At 69.0% G+C, this 13,278-nt stretch carries 15 protein-coding genes; 8 read left to right on the forward strand and 7 right to left on the reverse strand.

The window, feature by feature from the left end; genetic code table 11:
• Positions 1–36: 36 nt before the first annotated feature.
• Positions 37–1,569, forward strand: coding sequence for a carboxylesterase/lipase family protein (locus ACLJRM_RS23495; protein WP_410664303.1), 1,533 nt, complete (start codon positions 37–39; stop codon positions 1,567–1,569).
• Positions 1,570–1,607: 38 nt separating this feature from the next.
• On the opposite strand, the gene ACLJRM_RS23500 is transcribed toward ACLJRM_RS23495, so the two are convergent.
• Entirely contained in the window at positions 1,608–2,453 is an 846-nt protein-coding gene (locus tag ACLJRM_RS23500; protein ID WP_101609638.1) for a VOC family protein, read from the reverse strand.
• 115 nt (positions 2,454–2,568) lie between these two features.
• Between ACLJRM_RS23500 and ACLJRM_RS23505 the strand changes: the two genes are divergently transcribed.
• Positions 2,569–3,387 carry a class I SAM-dependent methyltransferase gene (locus ACLJRM_RS23505; RefSeq protein WP_101609637.1) on the forward strand — a complete coding sequence of 273 codons (819 nt, stop codon included), beginning with the start codon at positions 2,569–2,571 and terminating at the stop codon, positions 3,385–3,387.
• Here the strand turns inward: ACLJRM_RS23505 and ACLJRM_RS23510 are convergent.
• Positions 3,354–3,992, reverse strand: coding sequence for a PadR family transcriptional regulator (locus ACLJRM_RS23510; protein ID WP_101609636.1), 639 nt, complete (start codon positions 3,990–3,992; stop codon positions 3,354–3,356). The two genes, ACLJRM_RS23505 and ACLJRM_RS23510, sit on opposite strands and share 34 nt — an antisense overlap.
• Before the next feature lie 169 nt (positions 3,993–4,161).
• Between ACLJRM_RS23510 and rlmN the strand changes: the two genes are divergently transcribed.
• Positions 4,162–5,268 carry a 23S rRNA (adenine(2503)-C(2))-methyltransferase RlmN gene (gene rlmN / locus ACLJRM_RS23515; RefSeq protein WP_101609635.1) on the forward strand — a complete coding sequence of 369 codons (1,107 nt, stop codon included), beginning with the start codon at positions 4,162–4,164 and terminating at the stop codon, positions 5,266–5,268.
• A gap of 32 nt (positions 5,269–5,300) precedes the next feature.
• The gene (locus tag ACLJRM_RS23520) at positions 5,301–5,606 is read left to right on the forward strand and encodes a hypothetical protein (protein WP_410664304.1); all 306 of its coding nucleotides are present in this window, start codon (positions 5,301–5,303) and stop codon (positions 5,604–5,606) included.
• Here the strand turns inward: ACLJRM_RS23520 and ACLJRM_RS23525 are convergent.
• The 3 genes from ACLJRM_RS23525 to ACLJRM_RS23535 form a co-directional block, all read right to left on the reverse strand.
• Positions 5,570–6,343 carry a BPL-N domain-containing protein gene (locus ACLJRM_RS23525; protein WP_410664305.1) on the reverse strand — a complete coding sequence of 258 codons (774 nt, stop codon included), beginning with the start codon at positions 6,341–6,343 and terminating at the stop codon, positions 5,570–5,572. The two genes, ACLJRM_RS23520 and ACLJRM_RS23525, sit on opposite strands and share 37 nt — an antisense overlap.
• A 94-nt stretch (positions 6,344–6,437) precedes the next feature.
• Positions 6,438–7,019 carry a dihydrofolate reductase family protein gene (locus tag ACLJRM_RS23530; protein WP_410664306.1) on the reverse strand — a complete coding sequence of 194 codons (582 nt, stop codon included), beginning with the start codon at positions 7,017–7,019 and terminating at the stop codon, positions 6,438–6,440.
• The gene (locus ACLJRM_RS23535) at positions 7,016–7,495 is read right to left on the reverse strand and encodes an SRPBCC domain-containing protein (RefSeq protein WP_410664307.1); all 480 of its coding nucleotides are present in this window, start codon (positions 7,493–7,495) and stop codon (positions 7,016–7,018) included. Before ACLJRM_RS23535 ends, ACLJRM_RS23530 begins: the two co-directional genes overlap by 4 nt.
• Positions 7,496–7,585: 90 nt before the next feature.
• Here ACLJRM_RS23535 and ACLJRM_RS23540 point away from each other — a divergent pair, with 90 nt between their 5' ends.
• Positions 7,586–7,729, forward strand: coding sequence for a hypothetical protein (locus ACLJRM_RS23540; RefSeq protein WP_410664308.1), 144 nt, complete (start codon positions 7,586–7,588; stop codon positions 7,727–7,729).
• 442 nt (positions 7,730–8,171) lie between these two features.
• The gene (locus tag ACLJRM_RS23545) at positions 8,172–8,987 is read left to right on the forward strand and encodes a DUF1206 domain-containing protein (RefSeq protein WP_101609631.1); all 816 of its coding nucleotides are present in this window, start codon (positions 8,172–8,174) and stop codon (positions 8,985–8,987) included.
• A gap of 43 nt (positions 8,988–9,030) precedes the next feature.
• On the opposite strand, the gene ACLJRM_RS23550 is transcribed toward ACLJRM_RS23545, so the two are convergent.
• A complete protein-coding gene (locus ACLJRM_RS23550) occupies positions 9,031–9,354 on the reverse strand; it encodes a putative quinol monooxygenase (RefSeq protein WP_101609630.1) in 324 nt (107 codons plus the stop codon).
• Between the two features lie 107 nt (positions 9,355–9,461).
• Complete coding sequence (locus ACLJRM_RS23555) at positions 9,462–10,235, reverse strand: AraC family transcriptional regulator (protein WP_101609629.1); 774 nt, start codon at positions 10,233–10,235, stop codon at positions 9,462–9,464.
• A 93-nt stretch (positions 10,236–10,328) separates the two neighbouring features.
• Here ACLJRM_RS23555 and ACLJRM_RS23560 point away from each other — a divergent pair, with 93 nt between their 5' ends.
• Together ACLJRM_RS23560 and ACLJRM_RS23565 are read left to right on the forward strand one after the other, a co-directional pair.
• A complete protein-coding gene (locus ACLJRM_RS23560) occupies positions 10,329–11,132 on the forward strand; it encodes a sulfite exporter TauE/SafE family protein (protein ID WP_410664309.1) in 804 nt (267 codons plus the stop codon).
• Positions 11,133–11,276: 144 nt separating this feature from the next.
• On the forward strand, positions 11,277–13,262 hold the full coding sequence (locus ACLJRM_RS23565) for a WD40/YVTN/BNR-like repeat-containing protein (RefSeq protein ID WP_101609627.1): 1,986 nt from the start codon (positions 11,277–11,279) through the stop codon (positions 13,260–13,262).
• Positions 13,263–13,278: the final 16 nt, after the last annotated feature.

Raw genomic sequence — 13,278 nt, forward strand, 5'->3', positions numbered from 1 at the left:
GCGCTGGGCCAAGGTCGGAGTATGCGAACTCGACGGATGAGTAAGCGACTTCTGACCTTGGCACTGAGCGTCGTGACGCTCGGAGCCCTGACGGCGACCGTGGCGGAGGCGGGCGAAAGCCCGGTCGTCCGCACGGATTCCGGTTCCGTTCGCGGGGTGAGTACCGGCGAATACCGGAGTTTCCAAGGCATTCCGTTCGCCGCGCCACCGGTCGGCGACCTGCGCTGGGCGCCACCGAAGAGACCCGAACCGTGGACCGCCGTGCGGGACGCGAGCAAGCCAGGGCCCCGGTGCGCGCAGGCGCCGGGCCTCGGCTCGGCACCGAGCGACAGCGAAGATTGCCTGTATCTCAACGTGATCAGCCCGGCCGAACCGGCGCATCGACCGCGGCCGGTGATGGTCTGGGTGCACGGCGGCGGTTTCACCTCCGGCGCGGGCAGTGATTACGACTTCAAGCGGATGGCCCTCGGCGGGGACGTCGTCGTGGTCTCCGTGAACTACCGGCTGGGCGTGTTCGGCTTCTTCGGCCACCCCGAGCTCGGCCGCGACTCGGGCGCCTTCGGGCTCGAAGACCAGCAAGCCGCACTTCGCTGGGTGCAGCGCAACGCGCGCGCGTTCGGCGGCGATCCCCGGAACGTGACCCTGTTCGGGGAATCGGCCGGCGCGATGAGCACCTGCGCCCAGCTGGCGTCCCCGTCCGCCGCGGGACTGTTCCACCGCGCGATCATCCAGAGCGGTCCGTGCACCCTGACCTGGCCCGACGGCGGGTTCTTACCCGGTGTGCCCGCAGGATCGCCGTTCCTGCCCCGCGCCGACGTCGAGGCCATGGGAGCCGACGCCGCGAAGAAGCTGGGCTGCGCCGACGTCGCCTGTCTCCGGCGGCTTCCGGTCAAGGACCTGGTGAACCAGCCGCTCGGGACGCCCGCGTTCCATACCGGCCTGCTGCCCGAGCATCCGGCGACCGCCCTGAAGACCGGGCATTTCGCCCGCGTGCCGGTGCTGACCGGGGTCACCAGGGACGAGGCCAGGTTGCTCGTCGCCCTGTATCCCGGGCAGCCGTTCACCGAGGAGCATTACCAGGAACTGCTGCGCACCGCGTTCAAGGACAAGGCGCCGCTCGTCGCCGCCGAGTACCCGTCGGCGAAGCACGGCAGCCCGGCGATGGCGTTCGCGGACGCCATGACCGACCGGACCTGGGGCTGCCCTCAGGCCGGGACCGAGCGCTTGCTGCGCGAGCGCACCCGGACTTACGGCTACGAGTTCGCCGATCGGGACGCTCCGCCGCTCGCCCCTATGCCGACCGGAATGCGCCCCGGCGCTTCTCACGGATCCGAATTGGGATATTTGTCTGATATGACCGCGTCTCCGGGGAAATTGACTCCGGCGCAACAGAAGCTCGCGGCACAAATGATTCAGTACTGGACCGGATTCGCGCGGACCGGGAATCCGAACGGGGAAGACCTGCCGAAGTGGCGTCCCACGCCGAAGACGCAGTCGCTCGCGCCGGGCGAGATCGGCCCGGCCGACCTCGCGATGGTGCACAACTGCGGATTCTGGTCGGGTCTCTGACGCGAGAGCCGGGGTGACCGTCACCCCGGCTCTTCGGCTCAGTCGTCGTAAGGATCGTCGACTTCGGCGCTGCCCCAGCCCTCGATGGCCCGGGAGTGGTCGATCACGGCGAACACCGAACCGTCCGGATCGGCGAGGATCGCCATCCGGCCGTACGGGGTGTCGTAGGGCTGGACCACGACGGCGCCGCCGAGCATCAAGGCCTGCCCCGCCGCGGCGTCCGCGCCCCGGGCCGGATCGAGCTCGAGGTAGACCATCCAGTGCGGGGGAGTGTCCGCCCGGTATTCCGAGCCCATCACGTACCGGTACAGCACCGGTTCGTGCTCGATGAGCCATTCGGCGTAGTCGAGCGAGGTGCCGTCGCCGATCTGGTGGCTGGTGTAGTTGAAGAGGCGGCAGTAGAAGTGATCCGCCGCCGCGCCGTCGTGGGTGTTGAGATCCGCGCCGCTGAAGGTGTTGGGCACCCCCGTCGCGAACTCCCAGGTGGCGGGCGGTTCCCAGAAGACGACGTGCGCGCCGCACGCGTCGACGGCGTGGACGATGTTGCCGCGGTGGGGAATCGTCATCGGCCCGAGGGTGACCCGGCCACCGAGACTGTCCACCCATTCGGCGGCCGCGGCCGCCTGCGGCACCGAGATGTGCACGCTCCAGCCGGACGGCCCGTCCGTGCCCGAGCGGTACAGACCACCGGTCGGGACGCCGTTCAGCGTCGCGATCGAGTACCGGCCGTTCGGCGTCGCCGGATCACGCTGAACGGTGAACTCCCAGTCGAAAAGTCCGCTGTAGAAGGCTTGTGTGGCCGCTTCGTCTCTGCACGCGAGTTCGATCCAGCACGGGATTCCTGACGGGATGACGGAAGTGTGAGCGGCCGAGCCAAGCGACATGCGGTTCTCCCTTACCGGTGGGAGTAAAGTCTAGTCGCTATCCGCATTGTTTCCGTGAAAGATTTCGACCCGGATGGCCCGGAACCCGGCCCGCTGTCCCATCGTTGGAGCTTCCGTGCGCTGGTTTCCCCGAGCTGTCTCCTCTTTTCGCCGCGGCGGCGACGAAGTACTGCCGAGTCCGAACATTTGGTACTACCAAAAGGCGTACGAGGTCGAGAACCGCGCGCAGGACGTCGATGACGAGATTTGGCGGGTGCTCGCCGGGCGCCGCGACTGGTCCGGGGCGGACGTGCTCGACCTCGGCTGCGGTGACGGATTCCACTTGCCGCGCTTCGCGGAGACGGCGCGGTCGGTGCTCGGGATCGAACCCCACGAGCCGCTCGTGCGCGCCGCCCGGCTTCGCGTCGGCGAACTGCCGAACGTCGAAGTACGGCAGGGCCGGGCGCAGCGGCTTCCGGTGCCGGACGCGGCTTTCGACGTCGTCCACGCGCGGACGGCCTACTTCTTCGGTCCTGGCTGTGAGCCCGGCCTTCGTGAGGCGGAGCGGGTGCTGCGGCCCGGCGGGACCTTGATGATCGTGGATCTCGACGTGACGAGTGAGCCCTACGGCCGCTGGATGCGGCTGGATCTGCCGCATTACGACCCGCCCGGCGTCGAAAAGTTCTTCGCCCGTCAGGGATTCGACTGCCGCAAGGTGATGACGCGGTGGGAGTTCGAAGACGCCGCCGCGATGGAGGCGGTGCTGAAGATCGAGTTCAGCGCCCCGGTCGCGGCGAAGGCGATCGCGGAGGTCCGGCGCCTCAACGAGGTTTCGTCAGGCGCCGGCGAAGCGCGGATGACGCTGCCGGTGGGCTATCGCGTGCATACGCGCACCAAGCCCACCGGCCTCGTCGTGCCAGGTCACTCCGCGTCCTCGGCGGGCGCCTCGGCCTGAGCGGTGTCGTCGTCGGCCTCGCCGAGGATGCCGTAGATCGTCCGGCGTGCCTCGTTGAGCACGTCGACGGCGCGGGACTGCTGTGCCTCGCTGCCGGCGTGCATGACCTGCATGACCGCGGCGGCCAGGGTCGCCCCCGCCTTGCGCAGGTTCACCTCGGCCGGGTCGACGTCGTGGGCGATCTGCTCCCACGGCGGGACGGCGTCCTGCTGTTCGGCCGCGGCGCGACCGGACTCGGTGAGTTCGAACAGCTTCTTGCCGCCCTCGTCCTTGCTGGTCACCAGGCCTTCGTCGGCCAGCATCTGCAGCGTCGGGTAGACCGAGCCGGGGCTCGGCTTCCAGAAGCCGCCGCTGCGTTCGCCGATCTCGCGGATGATCTCGTAGCCGTGCCTCGGCTGCTCGGAAAGCAGCGCGAGGATCGCGGCGCGGACGTCACCGCGCTTGCCGCGCCGTCCGCCGGGGCCACCGCGACGGCCGTGGCGATGCCGGTGGCCGGGTCCGCCGGGGCCCCATCCCGGAGGCGGGGGGAATTCGCCGAAGCCGCCGCGTGCCCAGGGCCCGAAGGCGGGTCGGCCGTGTTCTGGAGGGAAAGGTCGTCCTCGCATGATGTGAATCCTCTCTACGTAATGTTCCGACACGTTCACGATATATCGGAAACGGTCGCACGGCAACCTCCTTCCAGTGAGCTGGCGGGAAGAAGGCACGTGACCTGGGGAACAGCGATCCGGGGCGGCCCGGTCGAGTCGGAGGTGGACATGGGAGACTGGTTGGGCTATGACTGCCCTCCCTCTCGTCTTCGACGCGCCCAAGCGCGGCCTCCCGCCGCGCCACCTCGCCGACCTCACCGCCGCCGAGCGGGCCGAGGCCGTCGCCGAGCTGGGTGAGAAGCCGTTCCGCGCGAAGCAGCTGTCGAACCACTACTTCTCGCGGCTCACGGTGAACCCGGAGGAGATGACCGACATCCCGGCGGCGTCCCGGGACAAGCTCGTCGGCGATCTGATGCCGACGCTGCTCACCGAAATCAAGGCTCTCGCCTGCGACGACGGCACCACCCGCAAGACCCTGTGGCGCGCGCACGACGGGACGCTGCTGGAGAGCGTGCTGATGCGCTACCCGGACCGCGCGACCCTGTGCATCTCGAGCCAGGCGGGCTGCGGCATGGCCTGTCCGTTCTGCGCGACCGGCCAGGGCGGCCTCGACCGGAACCTCTCGACCGCGGAGATCGTCGACCAGGTCCGCTCCGCCGCCGCCGTGATGCGAGACGGCCAGATGACCGGCGGCCCCGGGCGCCTGTCGAACATCGTCTTCATGGGCATGGGTGAGCCGCTGGCGAACTACAAGCGTGTGGTCGCCGCGGTCCGCCGGATCACCGATCCTTCACCCGACGGGCTGGGGATCGGCCAGCGTTCGGTGACGGTGTCGACCGTCGGCCTCGCCCCGGCCATCCGGAAGCTCGCGGACGAAAAGATGCAGGTGCGGCTGGCCGTTTCGCTGCACACGCCGGACGACGAGCTGCGGGACACGCTGGTGCCGGTGAACGAGCGCTGGTCGGTGGACGAGGTGCTGTCCGCCGCCCGGTACTACGCGGACACGTCCGGGCGCCGGGTGTCGATCGAGTACGCGTTGATCCGGGACATCAACGACCAGCCGTGGCGGGCCGAGTTGCTCGCGAAGCGTCTGCGTCAGCACCTGGGACAGCTGGTGCACGTGAACGTGATCCCGTTGAACCCGACCCCGGGCAGCAAGTGGGACGCCTCGCCGAAGCCGGTGGAGCGGGAGTTCGTCCGGCTGGTGAACGCCGGTGGGGTCGCGTGCACGGTGCGCGACACGCGTGGCCAGGAAATCGCGGCGGCCTGCGGGCAGCTCGCCGCCGAGAACTGAGTTTTCCTTTCAGTGATGGAGAAATTGTCGTGATGTATGCCCCCAGCCTGCTGGACCCGGCTGCGGATGAGCTGAAGCTCGCGGACGTGATCGGCCACGGTGCGACCGGGGTCGCGCGTGAGGCCAGGACGTTGCTCGGCGAACGGTTCAGCTCGGTGACCTTCATGTACGTCCTGATGCGGGCCTTCGAGGTGGAGTACACCGCGGCGCGCGACGCTTCGCGGTGGCACGAGTTCCACGGCGGGCCGTACGCGTTGTCGGACGCCGATCTCGAAGCGCTGCTGGCCCCGTGGCTCGGGTCTCACGACCGTCCCGCGGTCGCGTCGATCAACTCGTAGGCCAGGTCGAAGCGGACCCCGTCGGGGTTGGTCAGTCCCTTGTCCGCGTACCAGGATTCGTCGGCCTCCGGGTGGGGACCGCTGACGCCGACCCGTCCCTTCCCGTACGGGGCGACGACGACCGCCGCCGTCCCGTTGTCGTAAGTGGCCAGGACGGTGGCGTCGGCTCCGCTGTCCAGCAGCATGGCGGGCCCGTCCTGGAAGTACATGTGCCGGGGCTTGCCCCGCCAGTCCACCCGCACGACGGTGTCGCGATCGTCGGGGACCGAGGAACCGGGGGAGCCCGCGTACGCGTCGGTGTCGCCGGGCAGGAGATCGAAGCCCGGGCCGCGGCCGGCGAGGTAGGCACCGAAGCACAGGCCCAGGTAGCTGCCGCCCTCCCGGACCCAGGCCCGGACCACCTCGGCTGAGCCGCGCAGGTCTCGCCAGGTTCGTTCGAGGTCGGCGCCGCCGCCGGGCTGGACGTACAGCGCCGCTCCGGCCAGCGCGGCGGCGGTCAGGTCACCGGGACCCACGTACTCGACTTCGAACGGCCGTGGCGCTTTGCGCAACAGAGTGGCCACCGCCGGCGCGCAGTCGGAGCACCCCTGCGGACCGTTGTAGATCAGCGCGAGGGGCGGTTTCGCGGGCTCCCGCCGGGTTTCCGGAAAAGCGTCCGATCGGGCACACCCCGCGGCCGCCAACGCGGCGGCGGGGAGGATGCCGAAGAGCAGCCGGCGACGATCGATACCTGGCATGACTTTCCTTCTCCTCCGCCGTCGAGTGGCCCCACTTGATCAGCCAATAGGAGAACGCGGACGACTTCAATGCGTGGACGGGTAGGGATGGCGGTCATTCGGGCGGGTGCGGAACGGGCCGGTAGACGAGTTCCTGGGTGTGCCCGTCGAGCGTCCGGCTCTCGATCAGTTCGAGGTCGAAGTCGGCCCCGTCCCGGAAAATCGGGTCGGCCCCGGTCTTCCCGGTGATCACCGGGAACAGCGTGACCTGCACCCGGTCGACCAGACCGGCGGCCATCAGCGCCCGGTTCATCGCCAGGCTGCCGTGTGAGCGCAACGGAATCTCGGACTCCTTCTTGAGCCGGGCGACGACGTCGACGGCGTCGCCGCTCACGACGGTCGCGTCCGGCCAGCCGAGCGGTTCCCGGATCGTGGTCGACACCACCGTCGCGGGCAGGTTCTTCATCTTGGCGACCCAGGGATCCAAGCCCTCGGGTTCCACGATGCCCGAGAGCATCTCCACGCTCGTCCGGAACGTGGTGGCACCGAAGACCATGCGCTGCTCCTCGCTGTACGACGCGAGGCGTCGATCGAGCAGTTCGGGGCCCTGTTTGCCCCAGTAGCCGCCCCAGTCACCGGTGTGGGAGCCGAAGCCGTCGAGGCTGGAGAAGACGTCGAAGGTGTAGGTCGCGGTCATGATGCTCCTTCGGTGAGGGTGGCCAGGTGGCGCAGCGAGTTGATGAGGTGATCGGGGCCGAACGGCGGGAAATGGATGTACTCCCGGACGTGCGGCAGCACGGCCGACCAGTCGTAGGTGAGCGTGACCTCGGTCCCGGACGGGCCGAGCGGCGCCAGGTCGTACCGCCAGATCCAGCCGCCGAACTCCAGGTGGCCGCCGTCCTTCTCCGTCCCCGTCAGCCAGCCGATGGCGCGCGGCGGTTCCAGCACTTCGACCTTGTTGACCACGCGGTAGTCGCCGTCCGGATGGTTGTCGTGATACATGTCCATCCGGAAGATCTGCCCGGTCTCGGTCAGCGGCTCCCGGTCGGCGGCCTCCTGGACCCAGCCGGTGCCGTCGATCGCGGAATGGGTCGTCGGATCCGCGAGCACCTCGAACACCCTGGTGACAGGCGCGGCGACGGTCAGCTTGGCGGTTACGTTCTCTTCGGTCATGGTGGCAGGTTCCTTTCCTCTCACCCTGCCTACGAACGGCGTCGGCGCTATCCGACATCGTGGTGGAGAAAATTTCGGAAAGATGTGGGCATGTATTGCCTGCAAGCCGTCATCGTCACGGCGACGGCACTCGGTGGACTGATCGCCTCGGCGGGGAGCGCGCGAGTGGTTCCGCTGTTCGCCGCCGTCGGGCTCGGCAGGCACCGCGACACGGCTGACTGGCTTTCTGCCTAGGAGTTCGCGTCGGAATCTTCCCCGCTCGGCTGCCATCCGTGGGGTTGTGAGGGTGGCATGGTCTTGATCGACGGAGGATCGGGGACGTTGAGTGTCCCCGATCCTCCGTTGATCGAGCTCCGAGACCGGAGCGACCCCTCGACTACCGCACCTCACGTTCACCCTGGTCACACGCAGGTAGGCAAATACCGGTCCGGTCTGACCCTCTTTGCCACTCACGACCCCGCTCGCAAAGCGCCTAGACCAGACATCTGCCCCGCCGTCGACACGCTGACGCCCCTATTGCTCGCGGCGAGTTCGACGCTCGCGGCCGGGATCCTCAAGGTGGCCGGGCCTTCGCTGTCTTGTCGATCATGTCGTTCGGCCGGATGGCCCAGTCGCACGGCGGTCTTGGTCGTCGGCCACGAGACTCAGGGAAAGACTGATGAGGAGCGTGAACCGAATGCCCGCGACCAAGGCGAGACAGGTGCGCCACAACAAGGCCGTCCAAGTGCTCGGGCGGATCGGGATGGGGTGCTACGGACTGGTGTACCTGCTCATCGGGTACCTGGCGGCGCGCATCGCCTTCGGCGGTGGCGGTCAGGAGGCCGACGGACGCGGCGCGGTCGCCGAGGTCGGTTCGACCCCGGTGGGCGGCGTGCTGTTGTGGGTACTGGCGGCCGGTTTGGTGGCGTACGGCCTGTGGCAGGCCCTGCTGGCCGCGGTCGGGTACACGTGGATCGACAAACGAGGACACCGCGTCGTCAAGCGCGTGACGTCCGGAGTTCGTTGCGCGGTGGGGATTTCGCTGGGGGTGTACGCGGCCCGGCTCGCGGCGGGCGCGGGAGAACAGGGCAGCGGTGACCAGAAACAGCAGGAGCTCACCGCGCGGCTGCTGAGCTTGCCCGCCGGTCCGTTCCTGGTGATCGTGGCGGCCGTCATCGTGCTCGGTGTCGCGGTGGCCTCGGTGGTGAACGGTGTGCGCCGGAACTTCGTGAAGGATCTCGACCTCTCGTCGCTGCCGTCGGGAACACAGCGTTGGGTCGAACGGCTCGGACGAATCGGTTATATCGCGAGGGGACTCGTCTTCGGCGTGATCGCGGTGCTCCTCGGCTACGCGGCGGTCTCGCACGACCCGTCCCGCTCCGGCGGGCTCGACGCGGCCTTGCGCACGCTGGCCGATCAGCCGTTCGGCACGGTGCTGCTCAGCGTGGTGGCCCTCGGGGTCGCCTCGTTCGGCGCGTACTGCGTCGGCGCGGCGCGGGCGCAGCGCGGCTGAATCCCGCCTCAGCCCGGCGAAGAACCGAGGCGGGAAGCGAAAACTACTCGACGGCCAGTTCGCCCAGTTCCGACCAGCCGTCCTGGTCGATCTTCGCGTTGATGATCCGCGGCGTCTCGGCCAGGTACGGCGGCAGCTCGCGCTGAGCCGCGCGGAAATGCTCCGAACCGACGTGGGCCGCGCCCGCGTCGTCGTCCCGGAAGGCCTCGACGAGAACGTACTCGTTCGGGTCTTCGAGGCTGCGGGACCAGTCGTACCAAAGACAACCGGGCTCGGCGCGGGTCGCCTCGGTGAAGTCGCGCGCGATTTCCGGCCACCGGTCCGCGTGTTCGGGACGAACCCGGAACTTCGCCGTGATGAAGATCATGATCGTCCTACTTCCTGCTCAAGAGAATGGGATGCCCTTCCGATTCCGCCGGCTTTCGTCGATGAGGTCCCACCTGGCCGTCCCGACGATACCCGGGCAGTACCCGTTCAGAGCGCGGACGCCGCCCGGTAGTCCCTCGGCGAGGTGCCGAGAAGCCTGGTGAACATGGTGGAGAACGCGGCGGGGCTCTCGTAGCCGAGCGAGGCGGCGATCCCGGCGATGGGACGGCCGTCCGACAGCAGTGACAGGGAATGCAGCACGCAGGCCCGTTGCCGCCAGCGGGCGAAACCCATCCCGGTCTCGGCGGTGAAGATCCGGTTCAGTGTCCGCTCGCTCACGTGCAGCCTGGATGCCCAGGCGCCTAACGGATCGTGGATGTCCGGATTGTCCAAAAAGGACTCGCACAGTGCGCGCAGCCGTTCGTGCTTGGGCAAGGGGAGATCGAGCGGGACCGGGGCGGATCGCCGGATCTCGTGCAGGATCAAGCCGAAGACGGCGGCGTCCCGCCCGCGCGGCGAGTACAGCTCCGGCACGCCGACGGCCTCGTTCAGCAGTTCCCGGAGCAGTGCGGAGACCTCGACCACCTGGCACCGCCGCGGGAACCACGGCACCGCCTTCGGCTCGATGTAGAGGCTTCGGGTGCTCACGGTCGTCGTGAAGACCTGATGACCGGTCTCCGGCGGGACGAGCACCGCGCGCCGGGTCGGGATGGTCCACGTGCCGTCGGCCGTTTCGACCCGCATCGACCCCGTCGCGCTGTAGAGGAACTGCGCCCGCCGGTGCCGGTGCGGGGGAATCCGGTGGCCCGGCGGGTAATCGGTGCGGATCGCCACCACCGCCCGGTCGAGGTGGTCGACCTCGTCGATGGGGATGTCACGCATCCCGCCGAGGCTACCCTCGCGCTGTCCGATGCGCGAAAGAAAGTGGCGCCCTTTCGAATGCCCGCCGCGCCGGGAGCAACTACCGTCGAAGGAGTGCTGATCGAGATCTCGGTGCTCCTCGGGTTCGGATGCCTGAGCGGCGTCACCACCGTCCTTTTCGGATTCGGCGGCGGATTCATCACCGTGCCCGTCGTTTACGCCTTTGCGCTCGCCGGGCCGGACACCGCCCTCGGGGCGATGCACGTGGCGGTCGCCACGTCGACCGCGGTGATGGTGGTCAACGCCGGGAGCGCGACCTTCGCCCAGTTGCGGACCGGACGGCTCCGCCGCGACTATCTGTGGCCGATCATCGCCTTCATCGGCCTGGGCGCCGTTCTCGGTTCCTTCGCCGCCACCGCGGCCGACGAAAGCGTGCTGCGCTGGCTTTTCGTCACCTATCTCGCGCTGACCATCGTCGACAGCGTGGTCCGGAAAGGATTCGTGAGCAGGCGGGACGACACGCGGCCCCGTGCGCTCGGCGGGATCACCACCACCGCGGGCGGGACCGGGATCGGTGCCGTGGCGAGCTTCCTCGGTGTCGGGGGCAGCGTGCTCACCGTCCCCCTCATGCGGCGCAAGGGGCTGCCGATGGCCGACGCGACCGCACTGGCGAACCCCTTGAGCCTGCCGGTGGCGGTGATCGGCACCGCCGTCTACGCCTTCGCCGCGACGGGTGTGTCTTCGGGCGCCTCGCACCTCGGCTACATCGACCTGGTGGCCGCGGGCGCGCTGCTGTGCGGATCGCTGCCGGCCATCGCCGTGACGCGCCGGGTGGTCGGCCGGATCCCGGACCGCGCGCACGCGATCGCGTACCTCGCCCTCCTCGGTGCCGCGCTGGTCGCGATCGTCGTCAGTTAGGGGATGTCGCCCTGAGTGATCCGATGAGTGGAGGTGAAAGTCAAGTCTTGACAGAGATATCCCGATGATGGCAGAGCGAGTGCGGCAGTAAAGATCCGACGAATCCCCTATACCTTTGCGGGATCTTCCGCCAAGATCTTCCGCATGAAGCTGAGATCGATCACCAAACGCATGTTCGTTCTCGGGCTGCTGACGGTTCTCGGGACCACCGGGGCGACGTCAGCGGCCACCGCCGAACCCCTGTCTTCACCCACGGACGTGAACGCGACAGGGCTGCCCCGTGGCGGCTGGGACCCCGTCGGCCCGAACAGCATCGGCGGGCTGCTCGCCGTTTCGCCTGCCGGGCTCGCGATGATGCAGCCCGGCCCGCCCGCGTTGTGGCTCTCCGGCGACCGCGGCGGCTCGTGGACCGCGCGCCGGGGACTGCCCGACGACACCGCCATCCAGGGATTCTTCGCCGATCCGGTGAATCCCGACCGGATGCTCGCGGTGGGCAACAAGCCCGGGTACCAGATCGGCGAGTGGCGCGGCCTGCTGCTGAGCACCACCGACCGCGGTCAGACGTGGGAGACCCTGCGCGAGTGGTACCCCGACGGCGCGTTCGGCATGGCCACGGATCCGGCGGGCCGGGTCGTCGTGGTGCAGAACCTCGATTCGCTGAGCGTCAGCACCGACGGCGGCGTGAACTGGAACGACGTGCCGAGGACCTGGCCGCGCGAGGGGATCGCCGCGCCGGTCGGCGCGCTCAAACTCACCCTGGTCGGCGACGACGCCTACTTCACGACGGTCTACCCGGAGTACTCCCTGTGGGTGGTTCGCGGGGTCAGCGGCAAGGAACCGCGTGCCGAACTCGTCTACCGGGTGAACGGCGAGATCGGGCAGGTCGCCTCGGACGGCAAGCGGTTCGTGGTCACGGTCGGCCCCGAACTGCACGGCTCCACCGACGGCGGGAAGACCTGGACGGTGCTGCGCCGCGAACCCGGCGGGCAGCCTTTGCGTGAACCGCGTTTCGTCGGCGGGCGCCTGTATGTCTCGACGTATAACGACATAGACGTCAGCACGGATTTCGGTCGCAGTTGGACTCGCAAACCGGTACCCGCGCCCGGCGAGGGCGTCACCGACATGATCGAACTCCCCGCCGCCGCGGGCAAACCCGCCACCACGCTGATCTCCTCGGTGTACCGAGGCGTGTACGCGGACGGTGGCAAGAACGGCTACCAGCAGATCGGCGTGCCCGGCGAGTCCATCCGCGACCTCGTGACCAGCGGGAACATTCTCCGGGAGAGCGTCGTCGCGGCCGGTGTGCAGGAGATCTACAACACCCCGCTTCCGCGCGGCAAGATCGCCGCGGCGGACAGGGCCTGGCAGTCGCACCCCACCGACCGGCTGCACGAGGACGCGCGGCTGTCCGTCTCGCCGAGCCGCCCGGACGTGGTCTGGCAGGTCACCCGGAACGGGTTCTCGCTCGACGTGCTCCGCAGTGGCGACGGCGGCCGCACCTGGCAGTTCGCGGCGAAGGCGAAGGAAGGTCTCCCCAGGGCGATCTTCGCGCATCCGGCCGACCCGGACCGGCTTCTCGTCTCGGCTTTCGCGCCCAGCGGCTACGTGCTCTACCGCAGTGACAACGCCGGGAAGACCTGGGAAAAGCTCACCACCGACAACGGGTTCATCGCGTTCGCGGGCGACCCCTGGAACAAGAACCGGGTCTGGGGCGGGGACTCCGGCGGCCTGTTCCGGTCCGACGACGGCGGCAAGACCTGGACCCGCGTCTCCGACGAACCGGTCAGTTCGATCTCGGTGAGCCGCTGGGGCGGCGGGCGTGTCCTCGTCGGCGGTGCGGGCCTGCTGCTCAGCGAGGACAACGGACGGACGTTCCGCCGGGTCCGCGACGGTGAGGACCCCCGGGAGATCAGCCGGATCCTGCCGCATCCGTTCGACTTCAGGGTGTGGTTCGCGAGCAGCGCGACCGGGGGAGGCGTGCTGCGCAGCACGGACTTCGGGCGCACCTGGTCGCCGCTGCCGGGCGCGCTGCCCGACCCGCGGGTGCTCTCGATGGCGATCAGCGCGGACGGCCGGTATCTCTTCGCGGGCACCGCGCAGTCCGGCGCGTACCGGCTGACGCTGTACTGAGTCCGGGACGCTTCGT

The sequence above is a fragment of the Amycolatopsis sp. lyj-84 genome (assembly GCF_046549075.1).
Taxonomy (GTDB): Bacteria; Actinomycetota; Actinomycetes; order Mycobacteriales; family Pseudonocardiaceae; genus Amycolatopsis.